This is a genomic window from Methylotuvimicrobium alcaliphilum 20Z, assembly GCF_000968535.2.
GTDB classification, from domain to species: domain Bacteria; phylum Pseudomonadota; class Gammaproteobacteria; order Methylococcales; family Methylomonadaceae; genus Methylotuvimicrobium; species Methylotuvimicrobium alcaliphilum.
The window spans coordinates 3,980,412-4,003,888 of sequence record NC_016112.1; the positions used below are offsets into that span (position 1 = coordinate 3,980,412).

At 47.9% G+C, this 23,477-nt stretch carries 22 protein-coding genes; 3 read left to right on the forward strand and 19 right to left on the reverse strand.

From position 1 onward, the window contains the following. Positions 1-201 precede the first annotated feature (201 nt). The 10 genes from MEALZ_RS16930 to hemB form a co-directional block, all read right to left on the reverse strand. Positions 202-1,254, reverse strand: coding sequence for a succinylglutamate desuccinylase/aspartoacylase family protein (locus MEALZ_RS16930; RefSeq protein ID WP_014149877.1), 1,053 nt, complete (start codon positions 1,252-1,254; stop codon positions 202-204). Position 1,255: 1 nt separating this feature from the next. Further along, positions 1,256-2,161: a 30S ribosomal protein S6--L-glutamate ligase gene (rimK, locus tag MEALZ_RS16935; protein WP_014149878.1), complete on the reverse strand. Its 906-nt coding sequence runs from the start codon at positions 2,159-2,161 to the stop codon at positions 1,256-1,258. 372 nt (positions 2,162-2,533) lie between these two features. Further along, entirely contained in the window at positions 2,534-2,737 is a 204-nt protein-coding gene (locus MEALZ_RS16940) for a hypothetical protein (RefSeq protein WP_162472985.1), read from the reverse strand. 179 nt (positions 2,738-2,916) lie between these two features. Continuing rightward, positions 2,917-4,227, reverse strand: a complete 1,311-nt coding sequence (rimO, locus tag MEALZ_RS16945; protein ID WP_014149880.1) for a 30S ribosomal protein S12 methylthiotransferase RimO — start codon at positions 4,225-4,227, stop codon at positions 2,917-2,919. 457 nt (positions 4,228-4,684) lie between these two features. Beyond that, positions 4,685-5,653, reverse strand: a complete 969-nt coding sequence (gene accA / locus MEALZ_RS16950; RefSeq protein WP_014149881.1) for an acetyl-CoA carboxylase carboxyl transferase subunit alpha — start codon at positions 5,651-5,653, stop codon at positions 4,685-4,687. Positions 5,654-6,047: 394 nt separating this feature from the next. Continuing rightward, positions 6,048-7,346 carry a replication-associated recombination protein A gene (locus tag MEALZ_RS16955; protein WP_046061658.1) on the reverse strand — a complete coding sequence of 433 codons (1,299 nt, stop codon included), beginning with the start codon at positions 7,344-7,346 and terminating at the stop codon, positions 6,048-6,050. A 41-nt stretch (positions 7,347-7,387) separates the two neighbouring features. Further along, positions 7,388-8,017 (reverse strand): outer membrane lipoprotein chaperone LolA, encoded by a 630-nt coding sequence (gene lolA, locus MEALZ_RS16960; protein ID WP_014149883.1) that lies wholly within the window; start codon positions 8,015-8,017, stop codon positions 7,388-7,390. Positions 8,018-8,512: 495 nt separating this feature from the next. Next, positions 8,513-9,340 carry a shikimate dehydrogenase gene (aroE, locus tag MEALZ_RS16965; protein WP_014149884.1) on the reverse strand — a complete coding sequence of 276 codons (828 nt, stop codon included), beginning with the start codon at positions 9,338-9,340 and terminating at the stop codon, positions 8,513-8,515. Further along, positions 9,340-9,870, reverse strand: a complete 531-nt coding sequence (locus tag MEALZ_RS16970; RefSeq protein WP_014149885.1) for a hypothetical protein — start codon at positions 9,868-9,870, stop codon at positions 9,340-9,342. The genes aroE and MEALZ_RS16970 overlap by 1 nt, the downstream gene beginning before the upstream one ends. Positions 9,871-10,012: 142 nt before the next feature. Next, the gene (gene hemB, locus MEALZ_RS16975) at positions 10,013-11,032 is read right to left on the reverse strand and encodes a porphobilinogen synthase (protein ID WP_014149886.1); all 1,020 of its coding nucleotides are present in this window, start codon (positions 11,030-11,032) and stop codon (positions 10,013-10,015) included. A gap of 190 nt (positions 11,033-11,222) precedes the next feature. Between hemB and MEALZ_RS16980 the strand changes: the two genes are divergently transcribed. The 3 genes from MEALZ_RS16980 (at position 11,223) to cmoB (ending at position 13,671) form a co-directional block, all read left to right on the forward strand. Then, complete coding sequence (locus tag MEALZ_RS16980) at positions 11,223-11,876, forward strand: MlaC/ttg2D family ABC transporter substrate-binding protein (RefSeq protein ID WP_014149887.1); 654 nt, start codon at positions 11,223-11,225, stop codon at positions 11,874-11,876. Between the two features lie 95 nt (positions 11,877-11,971). Further along, on the forward strand, positions 11,972-12,703 hold the full coding sequence (gene cmoA, locus MEALZ_RS16985; protein ID WP_014149888.1) for a carboxy-S-adenosyl-L-methionine synthase CmoA: 732 nt from the start codon (positions 11,972-11,974) through the stop codon (positions 12,701-12,703). After that, positions 12,700-13,671 carry a tRNA 5-methoxyuridine(34)/uridine 5-oxyacetic acid(34) synthase CmoB gene (cmoB, locus tag MEALZ_RS16990; RefSeq protein ID WP_014149889.1) on the forward strand — a complete coding sequence of 324 codons (972 nt, stop codon included), beginning with the start codon at positions 12,700-12,702 and terminating at the stop codon, positions 13,669-13,671. Before cmoA ends, cmoB begins: the two co-directional genes overlap by 4 nt. Positions 13,672-14,095: 424 nt before the next feature. Here the strand turns inward: cmoB and MEALZ_RS16995 are convergent, their stop codons facing one another. The 9 genes from MEALZ_RS16995 to MEALZ_RS17030 all read right to left on the reverse strand — a co-directional run bounded on the left by MEALZ_RS16995 (position 14,096) and on the right by MEALZ_RS17030 (position 23,415). Further along, on the reverse strand, positions 14,096-14,695 hold the full coding sequence (locus tag MEALZ_RS16995) for a TetR/AcrR family transcriptional regulator (RefSeq protein ID WP_014149890.1): 600 nt from the start codon (positions 14,693-14,695) through the stop codon (positions 14,096-14,098). 621 nt (positions 14,696-15,316) lie between these two features. Further along, positions 15,317-15,880 carry a CDP-diacylglycerol--glycerol-3-phosphate 3-phosphatidyltransferase gene (gene pgsA / locus MEALZ_RS17000; RefSeq protein ID WP_014149891.1) on the reverse strand — a complete coding sequence of 188 codons (564 nt, stop codon included), beginning with the start codon at positions 15,878-15,880 and terminating at the stop codon, positions 15,317-15,319. After that, on the reverse strand, positions 15,870-17,699 hold the full coding sequence (gene uvrC / locus MEALZ_RS17005; RefSeq protein WP_223842326.1) for an excinuclease ABC subunit UvrC: 1,830 nt from the start codon (positions 17,697-17,699) through the stop codon (positions 15,870-15,872). The genes pgsA and uvrC overlap by 11 nt, the downstream gene beginning before the upstream one ends. An 8-nt stretch (positions 17,700-17,707) precedes the next feature. Then, on the reverse strand, positions 17,708-18,037 hold the full coding sequence (locus MEALZ_RS23645; protein ID WP_014149893.1) for a uracil-DNA glycosylase family protein: 330 nt from the start codon (positions 18,035-18,037) through the stop codon (positions 17,708-17,710). Beyond that, positions 18,006-18,350, reverse strand: a complete 345-nt coding sequence (locus MEALZ_RS23650; RefSeq protein WP_014149894.1) for a uracil-DNA glycosylase family protein — start codon at positions 18,348-18,350, stop codon at positions 18,006-18,008. Before MEALZ_RS23650 ends, MEALZ_RS23645 begins: the two co-directional genes overlap by 32 nt. 147 nt (positions 18,351-18,497) lie before the next feature. Continuing rightward, positions 18,498-19,829 (reverse strand): metalloprotease PmbA, encoded by a 1,332-nt coding sequence (gene pmbA / locus MEALZ_RS17015; RefSeq protein ID WP_014149895.1) that lies wholly within the window; start codon positions 19,827-19,829, stop codon positions 18,498-18,500. Between the two features lie 288 nt (positions 19,830-20,117). Then, positions 20,118-21,557, reverse strand: coding sequence for a metalloprotease TldD (gene tldD / locus MEALZ_RS17020; RefSeq protein ID WP_046061660.1), 1,440 nt, complete (start codon positions 21,555-21,557; stop codon positions 20,118-20,120). An 8-nt stretch (positions 21,558-21,565) separates the two neighbouring features. After that, positions 21,566-22,201 (reverse strand): outer membrane protein assembly factor BamC, encoded by a 636-nt coding sequence (gene bamC, locus MEALZ_RS17025; protein WP_014149897.1) that lies wholly within the window; start codon positions 22,199-22,201, stop codon positions 21,566-21,568. 404 nt (positions 22,202-22,605) lie between these two features. Then, entirely contained in the window at positions 22,606-23,415 is an 810-nt protein-coding gene (locus MEALZ_RS17030) for a carbon-nitrogen hydrolase family protein (RefSeq protein WP_014149898.1), read from the reverse strand. Positions 23,416-23,477 lie beyond the last annotated feature (62 nt).

Below are 23,477 nucleotides of genomic sequence, written 5' to 3' on the forward strand. Positions count from 1 at the left end.
GAGGAACGCCGCAAACCCATCCATGGGGGCTTGGCGGCAGCTCCCTGCTGCCGACATCCTCGCCAAGCACACCCCACACCCTTTTTGATCCCCAAATTGGGAATTGCTGGTGTTTCGTGGACAAAATGCTTTTATAGGATCAATTTAACTTACCAATCTAAACCCTAAAATCGGTCTTCTTGATCATGGCATTTTCCAACTTCAAACAATCGGGGCTTCAGACCACTCATAAGCTTCATTCATCGGGTCGAATTCATGCTGATATTGCTCGACGACGTCGGCGGCATTGTCGGCTTTACCGAATCTGGCTATATGAAACAACGCCTCGCCTTCGGTAACGATCGGCAGATTAGTCTTGCCGATGATAATGCCGGAATTCTGAGCTGTAATATTATCGTCTTCAAGATCAAACGGATCGCTAACCGCGCCGAGCGTTTCGCCTTTATTGACTTTAGCGCCCAACGATACCATCGCCCTTAACAAGCCGCTTTTAGAGGACCTAGCCCAATAGCTCGAACGCGCAATGACAGGCTCCGGAAGCCTGCTTTTTCGCTTGGCTGTTTCCTGACGAATCATGCCTAATTGCCTCATTACACGGATGATGCCGCGCAGCCCGATTCTGATCGACAGCTCGTCATAGCGTAAGGCTTCGCCGGCTTCATATACCAATAATGGAATTTTATGTTCTGCGGCGATCGCCCGTAACGAACCATCCCGCACATCCGAATTTAAAATAACCGGGGCCGCAAAAGATTTCGCCAAATTTTCCGTTTCTTCGCCTTCATTCAAATCGGCACGAATTTGCGGCAGATTATCGCGATGAATTGCACCGGTATGCAAATCGATACCATGCGTGCATTGCTCGACAATTTCATGAAAAAAAATCGACGCCAACCTACCTGCCAAGGAGCCTTTATCGGATCCGGGGAAAACTCGATTCAAGTCGCGGCGATCGGGTAAATAGCGAGAATGCCGAACAAAGCCATAGATATTGACGATCGGTACCGCAATCAAAGTGCCCCTGATGCTCCGCAACGCCGGCGATTGCAGCAAACGACGAATGATTTCGATGCCATTGATCTCGTCGCCGTGTATCGCCGCACAAACGAATAGTTTCGGGCCGCTTTGCCGACCGTTGATCACATGCACCGTCATCGGAACAACGGTGTGGGTATAAAGATTCGGCAACGGAATATCCAGCGTTCTGCGTTCGCCGGCTTTAATTTTCTGACCGCCGATGAACAATTCCGCCATGTCAGCCCTTACCTTTGGTACGAGTGGATTTGCCGAGACTATCCTTTTCGATAAAGCTAATAATCATGCCTGCAATATCTTTGCCTGTTGCCGTTTCGATGCCTTCCAAACCCGGCGAGGAGTTAACTTCCATCACGACAGGTCCATGATTCGAACGCAACATATCGACGCCCGCGACATTTAAACCCATCGTCTTGGCCGCGCGAACCGCGATCGAGCGCTCTTCCGGCGTAATCCGAACTAACGATGAAGTCCCGCCCCGATGTAAATTCGAACGAAACTCGCCTTCGCCACCTTGCCGTTTCATTGTCGCTACGACTTTATCGCCGATTACGAAACAACGAATATCGGCGCCGGCAGCTTCTTTGATAAACTCCTGAACCAATATATCGGCTTTCAAGCCCATAAAAGCTTCGATAACGCTTTCCGCCGCTTTTTTCGTTTCGGCCAGTACCACGCCGATCCCCTGAGTCCCTTCGAGAAGCTTAATGACCACTGGAGCCCCTCCGACCATTTTGATCAAATCTTCAATATCGTCCGGCTTATGCGCGAAACCGGTCACCGGCAAACCGATACCTTTGCGGGATAATAACTGTAATGAACGTAGCTTGTCCCGAGACCTTGAAATCGCAACCGATTCATTGAGCGGATAAGTCCCCATCATTTCAAACTGGCGCAACACCGCCGTACCATAAAACGTTACCGACGCGCCGATTCTAGGGATCACCGCATCGAATCCCTCCAATACCGTACCTTTGTAATGAATGCCCGGTTTTGTCGACGTAATTTCCATATAACAGCGCAACACGTCAATAACTTCAATTTGATGGTCTCTTGCTTCCGCCGCCTCTATCAATCGCCGCGTGGAATACAACTTAGAATTTCTTGAAAGCAATGCAATTTTCATGAAACGGTAATTATCCTCATGTTCATCGTCAACTTTATTAATTACACCTTTCGCACTTCAAATTTCGGCAGTGCCTAAGGCCCCCCCCGGTGCCGAATTTTGATCTGCGATGGGTATATATTCAGGCCGGCATATTACACAGTTTTTCGTTGTATAGGATAGTCTGTGAACAACAAATTAAGAAAACTATTCTGCGTTTTTGAACTGCGCCAGTATAGATTATTGATTTCTTTTGAACGTGGCAAATCCGGCTAACAGACCGAGCTATCAAAAGTCGGTGCCGAAATTTGATTTATGAAAGGAAAAAAGCAATTTGTAGATTGCTTTAGAAAAAAGTGCAGGCGTTCAACAAAACGCCTGCGAAGGGGAAAATCAATTTTTCGATTTTGCGGCAATAAAGCCAATCAATGCCAAAATCACACTAAATCCGTACCATCCCGCCAAGGACCACTGCCCGCTAGCTTGAGTAATAATTACCGCCTCACTCGCCGACGCAACTCCCAACCCCGCAAAAGAAAGCAGGATTACACCCATTGCAGCTAACAATACTTTACATCTGCTGGTTTTATATTGCATAACACCTCCGTCCATTATTGTTATTTCAGCCGCGGTCTATTGTATGCGTTTTGAAAACAAAAACCATTGTACATCAGTACTAAAAAACCAATAATTTGATACTGTTAAAAAAAACGATGTGACACTAATCAACTTTTCGACAAAAGCACCGTATGAATAGTCGACGCCGGCCCACCCGATCAAATTAAGCGCGCCCAAAAATCATGCTCGTCCGATTCCTCCATTTCCACTGTTGCAAAATCACCGACTTTTAGATGTACCGCGCCGTCGATAAAAACTTGCCCGTCGATTTCCGGCGCATCCGCTTTGCTTCGCGCGACAGCACCTTCTTCGACGACTTCATCGATAATAACGGTCTCGACGCGCCCGATCCGCCTACGCAATTTCGCAGCACTAATTTGCGCCTGATGCTCCATGAACCGGGCTAATCTTTCTTGTTTAATCGCCTCAGGAAGTTGACCCGATAAGTCGTTGGCCACCGCACCTTTAACCGGCGAATACGCGAAACAACCCACCCGATCTAACTGTGCGTCAGTCAAAAACTGTAATAACTGCTCGAATTCTTGCTCGGTTTCGCCAGGGAAACCGACTATGAAGGTACTGCGAATCGTAATATCCGGGCAAATTTTCCGCCAGGCATTAATGCGTTCTAAATTGTTTTCGGCAGCCGCCGGTCGCTTCATTAACTTCAGTATGCGACTATCGGCGTGCTGAAACGGAATATCCAGATAAGGTAGGATTTTACCGTCAGCCATCAACGGGATAACTTCGTCGACATGCGGATAGGGATACACATAATGCATTCTGACCCAGACATCTAAGTCTCCCAAGGCTTCCGACAATTCGTAAAAACGAGTCCGAATCTCCCTGCCTCGCCATTGTCCTGTCCGGTATTTCAGATCGAGCCCGTAAGCACTGGTATCCTGTGAGACGATGAGTAATTCCTTAACCCCGGCATTTGCCAGTCGTTCGGCCTCGAACATGACTTCGTTGATAGGACGGCTAACCAAATCGCCGCGCATCGACGGAATGATGCAAAAAGTGCAACGATGATTGCAACCTTCGGAAATTTTCAAATAAGCATAATGCTTGGGCGTCAATTTAATCCCTTGCGGCGGCACAAGACTGGTAAACGGATCGTGTATCGGCGGCAAATGCTCATGAACGGCCGCAACGACTTCTTCCAGCGCATGCGCGCCGGTAATTTTCAATACCTGCGGGTGCCTGGCTCTAATCTCGTCCTCTCTAGCCCCAAGACAGCCGGTTACAATGACTCGTCCATTTTCGGCTAATGCTTCGCCAATGCTATCCAACGATTCTTCGACAGCTGCATCGATAAAGCCGCAAGTATTGACGACTACCAAATCGGCTTCCTTGTAACTCGGGGACACTTCATAGCCTTCGGATCGAAGCTTGGTTAATATCCGTTCGCTGTCGACCAAGGCTTTAGGGCAACCCAAACTAATAAATCCTATATGCGGAGCACTCATTAACAATCTCAATAAAAATTTTAATTCGGAAACGCGTTGCTGCAATCTGATTTCCTGACTCAACGAACCGGGAAAATGATCGAGATAAATGAAATTACCTTAAAGAGCAAGAAGATTTAAGTGATCGATTTTTTGATCATTGCCTTATAACCTTCATAGTGAAATTACTTTATATACCTTTCGTACTTCAAATTTCGGCAGTGCCTAAGGAGGCGCCGGGGTGTTCGATCCCTCGCCTAACGCTAGGTGAGGGACCAGCATGGATGCTGGCATAGAGCCTACAGGGACGTATTCACCCAGCACCTAAATAAGCCATGATTTTGAATCATTGCCAAAGACCTATGGAATTTAGGTGCTGGGTTCACCGCGTCCTTTGACGCCCCCCCCGGTGCCGAATTTTGATCTACGATGAGTATAGTTTGCCGACGGTATCTCAAAGCCATCAAGATAAAAGCGATTATTTACCCGGCTCTTCAATATAAGCACCGAAATTCATGATTCGTTGGTAGCGATGTGCCAGTAATTGTTCGACCGGCTCGTTCCTTAACTGCTCCAAATGACGTAACAACGCCTCACGCAAATGCATTGCCGTCGTTTGAAAGTCTCGATGCGCGCCGCCCACCGGCTCGCGAACCATTTCATCAAGAAAGCCTTGTTCACGAATACGGTCGGAAGTGATGCCCATCGCTTCGGCCGCCAATTGCGACTTTTCCGCACTTTTCCACAGAATCGATGCACAACCTTCCGGCGAGATCACAGAATAAGTGCTGTATTCCAACATCAACAAACGGTCTCCGACACCGATCGCCAACGCGCCGCCGGACCCGCCTTCGCCGATAACTGTGCAAATAACCGGGGTCTTTAATCGCGCCATTTCAAACAAATTTCGAGCAATCGCCTCGCTTTGTCCACGTTCCTCTGCCCCAATTCCCGGATAAGCGCCCGGCGTATCGATCAAACAAATGATCGGCAAACCAAAACGCTCAGCCATCTTCATGACTCTCAACGCCTTACGATAACCTTCCGGCCTTGGCATGCCGAAATTACGATAAATTTTTTCTTTCGTGTCGCGGCCTTTTTGATGACCGATGATCATGACCGGCTGCCCTTCCAGACGAGCCAAACCGCACACGATTGCAGGATCGTCGGCGTAAGCCCGATCACCGTGCAATTCATGAAAATCGGTAAACATCAAATCGATATAATCGAGCGTATAAGGACGCCCGGGATGCCTCGAGAGTTGCGAAATCTGCCAATCGCTCAATTCGGCAAAAATAGATTCTGTCAATAATTTACTTTTGTTTTCAAGCTGCTCAAGCGCGTCGGAAATATTAATATCGTTATCAAACTCGACACGACGAAGTTCTCTAATCTTCGCTTCTAATTCGGCGATGGGTTGTTCGAAGTCAAGAAATTTTAGATCCATGATGGTATATATGAATTATTGTTACTGCTCAACAAAAGCAAGCTTAATGAATGGAATACGGATGACGCCGATTAGACGGATTGACGCGGGGCTCTATTGTTTGCATTTGCATATCGCAACTCCATAGCGACTAAAATATTTCGTACGCGTCAGCAAAAGCTTCTTTGCTATACCCATCATCGTAGATCAAAATTCGGCGCCGAGGTGTTCGTCAAAGGACGCCGTGAATACGTCCATGTAGGCTCTATGCCAGCTCCATGCTGGCAAAGCCTTTGCTGAACACCCCGGCGCCTCCTTAGGCAATGCCGAAATTTGAAGTGCGAAAGGTATAAAAACGAACTGTTTTTCCGTGTTTATCAGTCGTATCTGTTTTATTTTTCAAATTATAAAAACGTCATCCGCGACTAGCCGATTGATTCCTTCCTGAAACGGACATTTTATCTAAATTTCGTAAATGTTTTAATTTTTCTGCGATTTTAATTTCAAGTCCTCGATTAACCGGCTCGTAATAACGGGTTCCGATCATTTCGTCCGGAAAATAATTTTCGCCGGCGGCATAAGCATCGGGCTCATCATGCGCATAGCGGTACTCTTTTCCGTAATCTAACGACTTCATCAATGCCGTCGGCGCATTACGTAAATGCACCGGCACGCCGAGACTTCCGCTATTTCGAGCATCGCGCATCGCTGCATTGTATGCCATATAAACGGCATTGCTTTTCGGCGCGCAGGCCAAATAGACCACTGCATGTGCCAACGCCAATTCGCCTTCGGGACTACCGAGCCTTTCTTGCGCCTCCCAAGCACTAATCGCAACCGGCAAGGCTCTCGGGTCGGCATTGCCGATATCTTCGGATGCAATCCTCACGATGCGCCGAGCCAAATAAGCCAGGTCGCAACCGCCGTCGATCATGCGGCACAACCAATACAACGAAGCATCGGGGGAACTGCCTCTCACCGATTTGTGCAAGGCCGAAATCTGATTATAAAATTCTTCACCTTGCTTATCGAAACGACGCACGCCGCCGCTCAGCACTTCGCCGGTAACAATCTCGTCGATTTTTCCGCTTCCGTGCGCCGACGCCAACTCGGCCGCGATTTCTAATAAATTCAACAATCTACGCGCATCTCCGTCGGCGGCATCGACAAACTGTCGCTTGATATCGTCGGCCATTTCGACGGTTTGCTCTCCTAAGCCGCGCTCCCGATCGGTCAACGCCTTTTCCAAAACCGCCGCCAAGTCAACTGCTTGCAAGGCATTCAAAACATAAACGCGTGCGCGCGATAATAACGCATTATTCAATGCGAAAGACGGGTTTTCGGTGGTCGCGCCGATAAAATATACCGTGCCGTCTTCGACATGCGGCAAGAAAGCATCTTGCTGAGATTTGTTGAAACGATGGACTTCGTCGACAAACAAGATCGTGCGGCGATTTTCGCTTTCACGAATTTTTTTTGCTTCGGCAACGGCGTCACGGATATCCTTGACGCCGGCCAACACCGCCGATATCGAGATGAAATGCGCATCGGAATGTACCGATATTATTCGTGCCAGCGTGGTCTTTCCGGTACCGGGCGGCCCCCAGAAAATCATCGAATGCAAGCGGCCCGATGCAACCGCTTCATAGAGCGGTTTACCGGGCTTGATAATATGCTGCTGACCGATATAGTCGTCCAGCCGCATTGGACGCATTCTTTCAGCCAAAGGCCTTAGGGCTTGTTGCGACACGCTTCTTATTCCTCAAAGACGTCGGCTCCGGCGGGCGGAATAAAATCGAATACGCCGTCATCGATCGGTGTATTGATTTTAAGATTCGAAAAATAAATGCGCGTTAATTGCCCGAAATTGTCACTGAGTTCCATGCCGCCAAGCTTGCCCTTATCCAGTCCGATCAGAATATATTTGAAACCGCTGTCCTCGTTTTTAGGCAGTAATTTTATCCAGGTCATGTCCTCGTCGGAACCTTGCCCTTCTAAAATAAAGTTATCCTCTAAATCGATATCACCGCTCAACAATAAAGCGGGCGTAGAACCCAGCGATTGATCCATCTTCTTGATCGTCACTTGTTCCAAGTCTTCATCGTAAAACCAAACCTTACCGGCATTGGAAATGATCTCTTGCGTGAAAGGTTTCAGATAATTCCAACGAAACTTACCGGGCCTGCGCAAATAAAACACGCCTTCACTGGCTTTCCGCGCGCGTCCGCTTTCATCGATCGCGACCTGTCTGAAATCCGCGGTCAACGAATGCGCTGTTTTTAAAAAATCCCGTAATTGTTCAATTGGCTTATCGTCGGCATGAGCACCTTGCATCACGGCAACAGCCATCAGCAACGACATGATTCCATACTTGATTCTTTCCATTTCGTTTATCTCATTGATTTGTTGAAAACTTCGCTATCGGGCCGGGAGCTACCGAAACAATCGATTTTCCCAAAGGCTGGTAAACATTGTGAGGAGGAAAAATAAACTTGAGCTGAATTAATGCATTAAGGATTTCGTGATATACCCGTCGTAGATCAAAATTCGGCGCCTGGGTGTCCGCTAAAGGATGCCGTGAATACGTCCGTGTAGGCTTGTCGGCGGCTTCCTGCCGCCGATACCTGTCAATCGAGTTACCGAACCATCCATAAAATAGGGAAGTTATTTGCGACCAAATCCTAAGGCCAGATTAAACGAAGGGGTCATCTTTCATCTTTCATCTTTCATCTTTCACCTTTCACCTTTCACCTTTCACCTTTCACCTTTCACCTTTCACCTTTCACCTTTCACCTTTCACCTTTCACCTTTCACCTTTCACCTTTCACCTTTCACCTTTCACCTTTCACCTTTCACCTTTCACCTTTCACCTTTCACCTTTCATCTTTCCGCATTCAATAACTTAATAACCGGCGCAGTATCCGGCCTGATGCCTCGCCAAATTAAAAACGCTTCAGCCGCCTGTTCGACCAACATGCCCAGACCGTCTAAACTGCTAGCGGCGCCGTGACTGATGCTCCATCGAACAAAAGCAGTCGGTTCGTTACCGTAAGCGAGATCGTAACAAACGCCATTCGGAGCCAAAAGACCTTCCGGCAACGGCGGAAGATCGTTGGATAAACTGGCAGAGGTCGCATTGAGGATCACATCGAATGATAAACCTGCCAGTTCGTCAAAACCGCAACCGTTAATATCGCCCCGATCGGCAAATTCATCGGCCAAGTTAACGGCCTTAGAAGCCGTCCGATTGGCAACCAAGACCCATGCCGGCTGTTGCTCGAATAGCGGCGAAAGAATCCCGCGCGATGCACCGCCGGCACCAAGAATCAATAGCTTCTTTCCGTTTAGAGTAACCTCATGATTGACGATTAAATCGGTCACCAAACCTATACCGTCCGTGTTATCGCCTAATATCGAACCATCCGCCTGAAGCGTCAGCGTATTGACCGCTTTTGCCGACTCCGCACGTTCGGTTTTTCGATCGGCGAATCGCCATGCCAGTTCCTTTAGCGGCACGGTACAATTAAGCCCCTGACCGCCCAAGCGGAAGAACTCCGTAACGGCCGATTCGAAACGATCGGCCGTTACTTCTTGGGCTGTATAAATCAATTCTTGACCGGTTTGCTCTGCGAAAATTCGATGAATAGTTGGTGATTTACTGTGCTTTATGGGACTACCGAAAACGGCATATTGATCGATTTGTGTCATTATAATTGTCTTTTATATTGCCAAACTTCCCAGAGTATGGTCATAGCCACGATACCGATTGCCATCAACAGCTCTATCCAAATTGCTTGCTGCATAAACGATGTCACGACTGCGGACACGCCGAGAAAAATCCCGACCAAACTGAAACGCCAACCGATTCTGATACCGTCCAATATTGTCGACAGCGATAAAATTAATAGAATGACGATGCCGGCGCTTTTTTCATCGAACACTTCGGTTTGCTGAATAGAAAACGCTGCCGCGACAATCAGCATCGACACGCCCCAATGCAGCGTTTGCTCTCGTAAGATATGTTTGATGTCGCCGGCTTTATGCTTCGATTGCAGCCAAGCGATAATCATTGCCGAGATCGCAAAAATAATGATCATGATCAACCAGTAAACATAGCCGTCGGCCGGCGAGTAATCGGTAATACCGATACCGGTCATCGAAAGCGCCAGCAACAAAACCAGAATACCTTCTTCGATCTGAAATTTTCGTTTTTCTGTAAACAACGTATCTTCGGACATGGGCTCGCTCCGGTTGACTTAACTAAGAATAGAGACACTCTTGCTTAAGGCTATTTCCGGCGAAAAGCAAAAGTTATTACCCTGAAAATCACGAAAATACTTTCGCGTTCTTCATTGTGGACAATCACGAGTAAGAAACTTTTTAGGCCTTACTGAATTCTTCTTGTAACCATGAAGCGACTTGCTTGGCAAAATAAGTCAACACGGCATCGCAACCGGCACGCTTGAAGCTCAATAACGATTCGAGCACGACTTGACGCTCATCTAACCAGCCATTTAATGACGCAGCCTTCAGCATCGCATATTCGCCGCTGACCTGATAGGCGAAAGTCGGCACGCCAAAGCGGTCTTTCGCGCGGCGTACAATATCCAGATAAGGCATTCCGGGCTTGACCATAATCATGTCGGCCCCTTCCTGCAAGTCCAACTCGATTTCGCGCAACGCCTCATCGGTATTGGCCGGGTCCATTTGATAACTGTATTTATTGCCTTTGCCGAGGTTGGCGCCCGAGCCCACGGCATCTCTGAAGGGGCCATAGAATGCCGAGGCATATTTGGCCGAATAAGCCAAAATACGCGTATTTCGAAAACCCTGCTGTTCCAGAACTTGCCTAATCGCTCCGATCCGGCCGTCCATCATATCCGAAGGCGCAACGATATCGGCTCCCGCTTCGGCATGCGACAAAGCTTGCTTGATCAAAACCTCGACCGTTTCGTCGTTGATCACATAACCGTTATTATCGATCAACCCGTCCTGGCCGTGAGAAGTAAACGGATCCAGTGCGATATCGGTAATCACGCCAAGCTCCGGACAGGCCGTCTTGAGTGCTTTGACAGTTCGCTGAACCAATCCGTTCGGATTAAAAGCCTCGGACGCATCGTCGGATTTTTTATCGGGCGATATAACCGGAAATAAAGCGACTGCCGGAATGCCGAGACTCGATATTTCTCCGGCTTCCCTCAATAATAAATCCAACGAAAGCCGCTCTATTCCGGGCATCGAAAGTACCGCTTCGCGGTTATTCTTACCTTCCGTAACAAACATTGGATAGATCAAGTCATCGACGGATAAACGGTTTTCGCTCATCAAGCGACGTGAAAAAGATTGATAACGCATTCTTCTCATGCGTATTAAGGGGAAATTGGTGGTATTATGCGTCATCTTGTCCGTAGGTCTAGGTTAATCACGTTTGCCGTGCGCCAAGGCGCCTGTACCTTGCAAAATAGTTTTACTGCAAGATATAAATTATCCGACAATATTAGCACGCTTCCGACACCCTAAACCATGTCTTCCTTATCCGTAAAAGACTCGGACATGTGTTTGCACATAAGTCTAAGAACTTGAGGTCATTATGAAAACGACACAATACCAACGCATTTTTCTGTTGGCAATATTGAGCTTTTTTATAAGCATTAGCGCATTGAACAAAGCCATTGCCGCCGAATTATTATTGCCCCAACAAGCGATTGCCGAAGCTTCCGACAAACTAAAGGAAAAAATGCAAAATCCCGAATTTATAAAGGATTTTGCACAAATAACGGATTTTGTTGAATCGGCGATTTATCCCCATGTCGATTTTAATCGAATTTCGGCACTGGTACTCGGAAAATACTGGCGGGACGCCACTCCGGAAGAAAGAGCGCAATTCAATAATGAATTCCGAAACCTGTTGGTCAGAACTTATTCTCGCGCGTTTGTCGAATTCAAGGACTGGTCGGTGCGCTTCCTGCCGTTAAAAATGGAATCGGATGCGACTAAGGTCGTCGTTAAAACGGAAATATTGCAACCAGGCATTCAGCCCATCGCTGTAGACTACAGAATGGTATTGATCAAAGGAAAATGGAAAGCTTACGACATCCTGATCGAAGGCGTCAGCTTAGTCACTAACTACCGCACGACATTCAATAATGAAATCAGAAATAGCGGCTCGTTGTCCGCGGTTATCGAAACATTGAAAACAAGAAATGCCGAAGCTTTGTCCAAAAACTCGCTTCATAATTCATAAATTATCGCACCGTCGCTATGCGCGCTTTGTCTCAACAGAGCGCGCCACACCCCAGCAACAACTCATATTTTTGCCTGCACTAACCCAATCCTTGGATGAATTTTAAAAAAGATTCACTATACGCTCACCCGGTCGAGTCCCCAGAGGGCTTCCAATTCGACTCTGCGGTAACAGCCGTATTTCCCGACATGATTCAACGCTCCGTGCCCGGTTACCGTTCCATTATTTCGGCTATCGGTTTGTTGGCGGGGCGCTTCGCGCAAGCAAATAGCCTCTGCTATGACCTAGGTTGCTCGCTTGGTGCGGCAACACTGGCAATGCGTCATCAGATCGAAGCACATGACTGCCGCATTATTGCTGTAGATAATTCGGAAGCGATGATCGAACGCTTTAAAAAAATATTGGCGAATGACACCTCTCCAATCGAAGTCGAAACTCGTTGCGAAGATATTCGCGATACACGGCTGGAAAACGCATCGGTTGTGGTCTTGAACTTCACGTTACAATTCATACCTATTGAAGACCGAAGCGAATTTCTACGCAACATCTATCAGGCCCTATTACCGGGCGGCATTTTGATTTTGTCCGAGAAATTAAAATTCGACGACCCTCGCCAACAGCAATTGCAAACCGAAATGCATCACGCGTTTAAAAAAGCGCAAGGATACAGCGACTTGGAAATCAGCCAAAAGCGGACCGCATTAGAAAACGTATTGATTCCCGAAACTTTTTCTTGCCACCAGCAACGCTTACTAAAAGCAGGCTTCAATAGTGCCGAGGTCTGGTTTCAATATTTCAATTTCGCCTCGATAATCGCACTCAAATGATTGATTATCAAATACTTTACCAAACATTAAGGGACCATGGCGCGGACGCCTGGGCCGACATCCTGCCGGAACAATTACAGTCGGCATTCAACCCGACTCGGCACGGCCAGTTGACTCGCTGGCTCCAAGCCATAGACGACTTGCCTGAGTTATCTCTCTCGCAGCGCGTTTTTAATGAAGATACCGTCAAAATCGGCACTGCTAGCGATTTAGGCGATATTTCCCGCGAGCAATTAACAACCGTATTAAAAACATTCAGCCCTTGGCGAAAAGGACCTTACGACTTATTCGGCATTGATATCAATACGGAATGGCGCTCCGACTGGAAATGGAATCGATTGAAAGCCCATATCAGTCCACTAAAAAAGCGTTTGGTGCTCGATGTAGGCTGCGGAAACGGCTATCATGGCTGGCGAATGCTCGGTGCCGGCGCGGACCTTGTGGTCGGTATCGATCCGTTGATGTTAAATGTGATGCAGTTTCACCTCATCAGAAAACTGGCCGGTGACGTGCGGCACTTTGTGTTGCCGATGGGCATCGAACAAATACCGAATGGTTTAAAAGCTTTCGACACGGTCTTTTCCATGGGCGTGCTCTATCATCGCCGCTCGCCGATCGATCATTTGTTGGAATTAAAAGATTGCCTTAGACCCGGCGGCGAATTAATTCTCGAATCGCTGGTCGTCGACGGCGGACCGAATGAGGTATTGCTGCCGGAGCACCGCTATGCTCATATGCGCAATGTTTGGTTTATACCCAGCTGTGAAGCGCTGCAAGGATGGCTGAAACGCTGCGGTTTCAGCAACATTAGATTAATCGATGTCACGGTAACAAGCACGGAAGAACAACGCAACACCGACTGGATGGATTTTAAATCTCTCAAGGATTTTCTCGACCCGAACGACCCGAACTTAACGCTAGAAGGCCACCCAGCCCCCAAACGGGCCATTTTCATCGCGGAAAAATAATCGGCTAACTGATTTCGCCAACTTAATACCTATTCTATGGTGCATTTGCGGCATTATTCGTCATATCGGCATGGATTGCCGATATACAGGTGGTTACATGGATGTGATGCTACGCATTGCCATCCCTGGCACTGGATTCCGCCAATCCCTGGCGGAATGACGCGCTTTTCCTTAAGTTAGCGCCTATGCCTGATTTCATCCCCCTCTTAGAGAAGAATCGTTCACCCTAAACCGCTCGCAGCGATAACAATTCAGCCATAGCCGACCCTCTGATTGAGTCTCGGAAAGCGAAAGCGTCGAGTTTGCATTCCTAATCTAAAGCTGGAGAAAGAGAGCAATTGCCGGTCGCCGACTGCCTCTTTCACCGCTTACCGCTTACCAAGGCATTATCTGCCGGCAACGATACCATGCCGGATGTTTGCTGCTATTTCTTACAAATAACACTCCAAGCTGCAAGCCAAACTTGCGATTGATAAGCATCGATGTCCTTCGGAAGACTGCCGGTCAAGGCCATACGTAGCGTTTGATTGATGATACCGAAAAAAAAGGTATAAGCCAGTATAGGCTCGATATTCTTGATTTCCTCAGCCTTAATCCCGGCCTGAAGGATTTTTATGATCTTGATGAAGGGCGGTGTTTCCATGAAGGGCTTTTGCTCGGGCAAAAATTCGCGAACCTTAATGACTAACAGAAACTGCATCACATCAGGCGCTTCCTGAGTTAATCTAAACAAAAGACCGACGACTTCTCGCAATTGCTCGGAAGGCTTGGCATTTCGGCGTCGAATATCATCGATCGAAATACTCAGACTATCGATGATATTCGCGTATAAGGCTTCGGCTATCGCTTGCTTGTTTTTGAAACATTGATATAGACCACTGGTGGTCTTGATACCGGCCGCTTCGGCAATATCACCGAGAGACGTATTGAAATACCCCTTCTCGGCGAAAAGCTTTAAAGCCGCCAAGAGAATTTCATCCTGAGTGTCCAATTTATTTTTGTTATTTTCTATTTCCTTTTCCATTTTCACTTTTTACAGCAATATCATTATGCTGCCTTTATAAAGTTAATGATTCGTATCGTTTCGGCGATTCATTCGAGAACCTGCGGAGCATGGCAAGGCTGATTAATCCCGATATTACTCACCGAAAAGTTACATAAAATTCTGTGCACTTCAAACGACCCTGTTTGCGATTATTATGGCTATGTACTTCATTCGACGCTTAAAGGAAAATCATCGATAAACTGCGTCGAAAACCGTCACTCGAGAGCAGACGAAAAAGCAGTCGTTACGTTTATATACCCATCGCAAATCAAAATACGCCAAAAAACCTCGAAGACGGCTGCTCGAATTATCATATCCCATACTAAGATAAGGTTTTAAATTAAACATCAAACAGTTGTTTATTACAACATTCTAGTTTCGATCCGCTACATTAATAGTGAATAGATTGTTTTTTTAAGGAACGAGCATGAAATAACTTCGACGACTGTTAGAAGGGGGGGGCGGTGGTTCGATTGACAGGTGTCGGCGGCAGGAATAGCCGCCGTCAAGCCTACATGGACGTATTCACGGCGTCCTGTCAAGCGAGTTACCGAACCGCCCCAAAGCCTACTATTTGCATAAGTTATTTTGTGCATATTCCTAACCTTCCCCAAACACGCTCCATGCGGCTTTCAAATAATTAATCATCGACCATAACGTCAATATCGCCGCCAGATACAGCAACACATATCCGGATGTCTTAACGGGTATACCGATAACATCCTGTCCATACAATAAAAACCCGATCGCGGTCATTTGCGCGGTGGTTTTCCATTTACCCAATTGCGAAACTTTGACTTTAGCGCGCTGCCCCAATTCCGCCATCCATTCGCGTAACGATGCAATCGTAATTTCGCGCCCGATAATAATTGCCGCAGGTAAAGCTAAATAAGGCGAACCGTCTTGTTGTACAATCAAAACCAGCACAATCGCCACCATCAATTTATCCGCAACCGGATCCAAAAAAGCACCGAACGGTGTTTCCAAACTCATCTTACGAGCCAAATAACCATCCAACCAGTCGGTGATACCGGCCAAGATAAAAATGCTTGTCGAAGCCAAGTTGGCATATTCCCAAGGCAGATAAAACACCACTGCAAGCAACGGAATTAAAACAATTCTCAGCAAAGTCAGATAGGTCGGAAGATTAAATTTAATGGCCATTTGGGTTATGAAATTGTTCGTAAATTCGTTGCGCCAAGTCCTTACTAATGCCTGCCACACTCGCCAAAGCATCCGCGCTAGCACCGGCAACGCCTTGCAAACCGCCGAATTGTTTTAATAATAATTGCCGGCGTTTCGGCCCCAACCCTGCAATATCCTCCAAAACGGATTGTTTTTTGGTCTTGCCTCGCCGCTGCCGGTGCCCGGTAATTGCAAATCGGTGTGCTTCGTCGCGAATATGTTGAATCAACAACAACCCCGACGCACCGGGAGTTACATCCAAAGGCTGCGACTGATCGGTCAACAGTAGTTTTTCCATACCGGCTTTCCTATCCGGACCTTTGGAAACGCCGACTATCATAACATTGTTTATCTCTAAATCCGCCAATGCCTTTTTCGCTTCGGCAACTTGCCCTTTGCCGCCATCGATAAACAAAATATCGGGTGCCTCATGTTCGCCTTGCTTGAGCCGTTTATAACGCCGGGCAACCGCCTGATGAATTGCCGCATAATCGTCGCCGGGCGTCACACCCTCGATATTGAAACGCCGGTAAGCCGATTTTACCGGCCCTTCCCTGTCGAACACAACACACGAGGCTACAGTTTGATCGCCCTGGGTATGACTAATATCGAAACATTCGAGGCGCTTCGGCAATTCCCGGCAACCCAATTCTTCCTGAAGGCTCAAAAAACGCGCATAAATACCTTGCCGATCGGCCAACTTGCTTTGCAACGAATGCTCAGCATTGACCAATGTCATTTGTAACCATTTTTGGCGTTCGCCGCGTACCTTCGACGTAATCGTAACGGCATGTTTGGCATAAGCTGCCAGAACTTCAGCCAATAAGCCGACTTCTTCCGGCTCGTGACTGACGATCAATTCGTAGGGCACCGTCTTGTCGAGATAATATTGTGCGATAAACGCCTGCAAAATTTTGCCGGGCTCATCTTGATCGGACAATTTCGGAAAAAACAACTTATTGCCGAGATTCTGGCCCTTGCGAATAAAAAACACCTGAACGCATGCGACACCGGCTCGCGTAGCACAGGCAACGATATCGACATCGCCCCGCTCGCCATGCACAAAATGCTTTTCCAGAATCAAACGTAAACGTGCGATTTGATCCCGAAAATCCGCCGCTTTTTCAAAATCCAAGGCCGCCGACGCATTTTCCATTTTTTCGATCAAACGATCGATCAGTAACTCGCCGTTTCCTTCCAAAAATAAAATACTGTTTTCGACATCGACCGCATAGTTGCTTGTATCGATCAAGTCGACACACGGCGCGGTGCAGCGTTTGATCTGATGCTGTAAACAGGGGCGCGTTCGATTGCGATAGTAAGAATCTTCGCATTGCCGAACCGGAAATATTTTTTGCAATAATTTTAGCGTTTCCTTAACCGCTCCGGCGCTCGGATATGGCCCGAAATATTGCCCCTTCTTCTTTTTCGCGCCTCGATGAAAAGTAATCCGCGGAAAATCCTGTTCGGTGGAAATAAAGATATAAGGATAGGATTTATCGTCCCGCAAACAAATGTTATAGCGAGGCATGAAACGCTTGACCAGTTGGCTTTCGAGCAACAAGGCTTCGCCTTCGGAATTCGTCACCATCACTTCGATCGACGCCAACTGCGCGATCATCGCCTGCTGTTTAGGCGATGCGCTCTGCGTCCGAAAGTAACTCGACACGCGGTTCTTCAGGTTCTTGGCCTTTCCTATATAAATGATTTCGCCTTTTTCATTCAGCATTTTATAAATCCCCGGCCGGCCGGTCAGGGTTTTCAGAAAGGCGGCTACTTCAAATTCGGCAACAGGCACGGCAACACTCAACGATCGAAAATTCCAGCGATACTACGAAAAACATCGTGAAACATTTCCTCGGTCAAACGCTTGGTTTGCACGTTATAACGGCTGGAATGATAAGAATCAACCAGATATCGCGAATTCGGCAACCGATGCAAGCGATTATGGCCGAAGGGCGCGTCTTTTAATTTTAGACCGCAGGCTTTCAAGACGGCCTGATGCGCGATACTGCCCAACGCCAAAATGACCGTTCCTTCACGCAATTGCGCTATTTCGGCGTTTAAATATCGATTGCAGGTATTGATTTCCAAACCGGTCGGCTTATTTTTGCGGCGGCAGGCATTTAACGGCATTGGTGATTCGGCAAGCGGTTAAAATCAATCCGTCCTCTTGGCCTTCTGAAATGGGGCGATTACTGTAACCGAATTGGTATAACGCTTGGTACAACAAGATTCCGGCATAATCGCCGGTAAAGGGGCGCCCTGTAGCGTTGGCGCCATGCATGCCCGGCGCCAACCCGACCACCAACAATTTCGGTTGTTCGTCGCCGAACGGAGCAACCGGTCGGGCATGATAATCGGGGTACTTGCGTTTCACCTCGCACAAAAAATCGTCCAAGCGTCCGCAATCCCTGCAATCTTGATTGAAAATTTGGCTAGAAACCATCGATTTGATTGAACAAAAACAGGGGATTTTACTTTATTTTGAATTATACCCTTTGCTAGTCAAATTTCGGCGTCGGGGTGCCGAATTTTGATCTACGATGGGTATATCCACTATTTTCAATCATAACAGCTCCACTCATAGAGTGCCTTATTCCCCGGCGATCGACATGCGCTCGATCAATACCGAACCGGTGCGGACGTTGCCCCGATAATCGACGTCATTACCGACCGCGACGAGATTTTTAAACATATCTTTCAAATTTCCGGCAATCGTAATTTCCTCGACCGGGTATTGAATTTCGCCGTTCTCTACCCAGAATCCGGCCGCGCCGCGCGAATAATCGCCAGTCACCATTTTAACGCCCTGCCCCATCAATTCGGTTACAAGCAGTCCGGTACCGAGTTTTTTCAGCATACCGGTAAAATCATCGGTTCCGCTATCGACGACCAGATTATGAACGCCACCGGCATTTCCCGTGCTTGCAAGACCGAGTTTCTTCGCCGAATAAGTACTCAACACATAATCCTTTAAAATTCCTTCCGCAACGATGTCCCGAGCCCTGGTTTTGACGCCTTCGGCATCGAAAGCAGCACTGCCGAGAGCACCAACCATATAAGGTTGTTCGTGAATATGCACGAATTCCGGAAATATCCGTGTATCCAATGCATTGAGTAAAAACGACGATTTACGGTATAAGTTACCGCCGCTAATTGCGCCGATTAGCGATCCGAACAAACTGGAAGCCACTTCAGCCGAATACAAAACCGGACATTGACGCGTGCTCAAACTACGCCCTTGCAAACGCCTGATCGTCCTTTCGGCCGCTTTTCTGCCGATGGAGTCGACCGCCTCGAGCAAGTCAGGATTCCTGGCAACGCTATACCAATAATCGCGCTGCATACTGTCGCCGCGCTGTCCTAATACTGCGCAACTAATCGAGTGACGGCTCGATTCGGCCCCCTTCAAGAAACCTAAACTATTGCCCAAAACCCGAATGCCTTGATGACTGGTGACCGTCGCGCCTTCCGAATTCGTAATTTCGGTTGAATAAGAACGCGCGGCATCTTCGCAGGCTATCGCCAACTCGATCGCACGATCCGCTGCGAGAGACCAAGGATGAAATAGATCTAAGTCGGGAAATTCGGTCGCAAGCCAGTCTTGCTCGGGTAATCCTGCATAAGGATCTTCGCTGCCATAGCGCGCGAAACTGCATGCGGCGGTAACCGTTTCCTTGATCGAAGCATTGGATAGATCGGTGGTACTCGCCGAACCTTTACGCTGTCCGAAATAAACGGTCACGCCCAAGCCTTGATCGCGATGATGTTCTATCGTTTCGACATCACCCAAACGCGCCGTCACCGACAAGCCGCTATCGACACTCAAACCCGCTTCCGCAGCGGTTGCGCCCTGCAGCTTCGCTTCATCTAAAATGCTTTGGACCAAATTTTCTAATCGACTGATTTCTTCCCGGTTTTGCAAAATAATTCTCTACTTAAAATTAAATCTATACTAAGCGGTCAATAGTGAACGGTAAGGAGGTAAGTATTCAGTCCTCCTTTTTCAAAGGGGGAGGCCAACAATTGCGACTGAATGGCGGTAATTTGCCAACGGGGTCTGAATACTTACGTAAGGAGAGCATATAGAAATAGCCCTCTTAGGAATTCAAACGCCGCACTGGCAAGGAAGCCGGAGCACAGGCTTGTCTCAAGAACAACGACCCGCTAACTGCTTACTGCTTACTGCTTACTGTTCACCAATCACCAACCATCAAATACTCGTACCGCCGACCGTCAACGCGTCGACCTTCAAGGTCGGCTGGCCGACACCGACCGGCACACTTTGCCCGTCCTTACCGCAGGTTCCGACACCGCTGTCGAGTTCCAAATCGGTACCGACCATCGACACCCGAGTCAAAACATCCGGCCCATTGCCGATTAACGTCGCACCTTTTACGGGACGCGTCAATTGGCCGTCCTCGATAAGATAGGCCTCGCTGGCTGAAAACACGAATTTTCCCGAAGTGATATCGACCTGTCCGCCACCGAAATTTTTCGCATACAAACCTTTTTTGACCGAGCGGATAATTTCTTCAGGGTCGTGCGGTCCCGGCAACATATAGGTATTGGTCATGCGCGGCATCGGCAAATGCGCGTAAGATTCGCGCCGACCGTTACCGGTCGGGGATACGCCCATCAATCTGGCATTTAATCTATCCTGCATGTAGCCTTTCAATATGCCGTTTTCAATCAAAACGGTTTTTTCGGTAGGCGTGCCTTCATCGTCGATACTCAACGAGCCGCGACGTCCCTCGAGCGTACCGTCATCGACCACGGTACACAAGTCGGATGCCACTCTTTCGCCGACACGTCCGCTAAAGGCCGATGTGCCTTTACGGTTAAAATCGCCTTCCAGACCATGTCCGATTGCTTCATGCAATAAGATGCCGGGCCAACCCGCACCCAAGACTACAGTCATGCTGCCGGCCGGCGCATCGACGGCATCCAGATTAACCAACGCCTGCCGAACCGCTTCTCGGCCGTACTCCAATGCTTTATCCTGGTTTACGAACATACCGTAATCGCAACGTCCGCCGCCGCCCATGCTACCCTGCTCGCGGCGTCCGTTCTCTTCGACGATGACACTCACGTTCATACGAACCAACGGACGGATGTCGGCAGCCAATGTACCGTCTTGATTAGCGACTAAAACATTTTCATGAAGACCGACCAGGCTGATAACCACTTCTTCAATGCGGCTATCGAGCTTGCGTGTCTCTCGGTCGACTTTATGCAACAGTTCGACTTTTTGCTGATCCGCTAAAGATTTGAGCGGGTTGACAGGATGGTAATATCGAGGCCACGCAGCTTGCTTGGCGATGGCCGTACGCGCATTTTGTCCTTGCCGGACGATGGCTTTGACATTACCGGCCGCTTCGAGCAAGACCGGCAATTCAATTTTATCGCTATAGGCGAATCCGGTTTTCTCGCCGACGACGGCACGCACACCGGCACCTTGTTCGATATTATGACTACCTTCTTTGATGATGCCGCTTTCCATAACCCAGGATTCGTAATGACTGGATTGAAAATAGATATCGGCGGCATCGACCGGAACACTGAGCAAACTGCTCATGACTCGCTCGATATCTTTTTCCTGCAAGCCTGCCGGCGCAAGAATCGTTTGTTTCGCTATATTTAAAATTTCCATACTGTTCATTATTGCCGTTGATGTTTCGGTATGCCGTCTCGCAATTTCTCATAGAGCAACTGCAGCAACCGGTCTGGCCCGTCTTTTTTAATGTCCTCGAGCGGTTCTGGCGCACCTGGTATGGACGGATTTTTTTCATCTTGTTCAGTCACGATATCCGCGGTAATGTCCGTCGTGGACTCTCCATCGGATAACTGCAACGAATAAATTCGCTCGATATAATCGTCGTCTCTAAATAACCACCCCAAAAAACCTTTCGCCTCGTTGTCGTCGGGATCGAAGCGGACGTAGTAATAACCCGCATCGCGGTCCCTATCGGTAATTTCGATGCGTTGCTGATTTAGGACTAATTCCATTATGAACCAAGCTTTTTCAAAAGGTTCTTTGATGATCAGCTTAGTTCGTAGCGCCGATTGTTCGATCGCAACTTTATCGCCTAAGCCTTGTTGAATCGATAAGGTTGTCAACACAGGATCAACCGATTTTTGTAAGCTTTGCTCGCTTAAAGCGCCCTCGAATTCCGGCGGCCGCTCCAGGTGCAAGGTATCCCGATAACGGACTTCAGTTTCGGAACAGCTCACCAGAACCGCCGGCCACAACAACACGCCGCAAAATTTAACGATGGTTCTATTCGATGGCATCATGACATTTAAAGCAATGTAACCGTAAAAATTGATTTTTCAATAATATTCTCGCTAAGGATTTAGCCGTACATATACCTTTCGCACTTCAAATTTCGGCAGTGTCTAAGAAGGCACCGGGGGCATGCACATCAAGCTAAAAATGACCAACCTGCATCACGTTCTTTCCCAAGCTAGAGCTCACTGCCATTAAGTTAAGGATTTTTCCGTTCGCCCTGAGCCTGTCGAAGGGTGAATGGAAAAATCCTGGGTCGATAAGTTAAGCCGTCCATGGTTCGACAGGCTCACCACGAACGGCTTAACTTAATGGCAGTGCAAGCTAGAGCTTGGGTAACAGCATAAAATTAAGCGATGAACATAATTCCTATCAGTTCACCGCTAACTGCTTACCGAAAACCAATCGAAATTTAAATTTTTCGGTGCTGTAAAGCGGGGAAAGACAATCGAACTTTTTCCAAGCGTTCGTGGTCGATATCGGCGCAAACGAAGCCGCCGCCATTCTTATGACAACCTAAAACCACACCCCATGGATCGACAATCATCGAATGCCCGAAAGTTTTACGACCGTTAATATGAAAGCCGCCCTGATTCGGCGCAATGACATAGCATAAGTTTTCGATCGCTCGCGCTCTCAATAAGACTTCCCAATGCGCGGCACCGGTTTGTGCAGTAAACGCCGAAGGTACCAACAAAATTTCGGCGCCTTTCGCCACCAAATTACGGTAAAGTTCGGGAAAGCGCAGATCATAGCAAACCGACAGCCCCAACTTTCCGAAAGGTGTATCGACAACAACGGGATCATGCCCGGGCTCAATCGAATTCGATTCGCGGTATTCTTCCTCGGTATCGGGCACGCTGACATCGAATAGATGTATTTTGTCGTAACGTGCAACGCGCTCGCCACGGTCGTTATAAACCAAACAGGCAGCTCTAACTTTGTTATCGTTATCGCCGGCCAAGGGGATCGTTCCACCGACAACCCAAACTTTGTATTTGAGTGCGGTCGACGCTAAAAAGTCTTGTATCGGACCATTCCCGTCGACTTCCTTGATCGTTAACTTATCGGTCTCGTTTTCCCCCATCAAGGCAAAGTTTTCCGGCAACACAACCAATTTTGCTCCGGCATTTACCGCTTCGCCTATCAATTTTTCGGCTTCTAAAAGATTCGCCCCCACATTGGGACTCGATGCCATTTGTATGGCGGCACATTTACTCATTTAAAGACTCTTGTTTTAATTTTTGTTCAGAATCGCTCAATGCATAACGATGCGTTGATGTT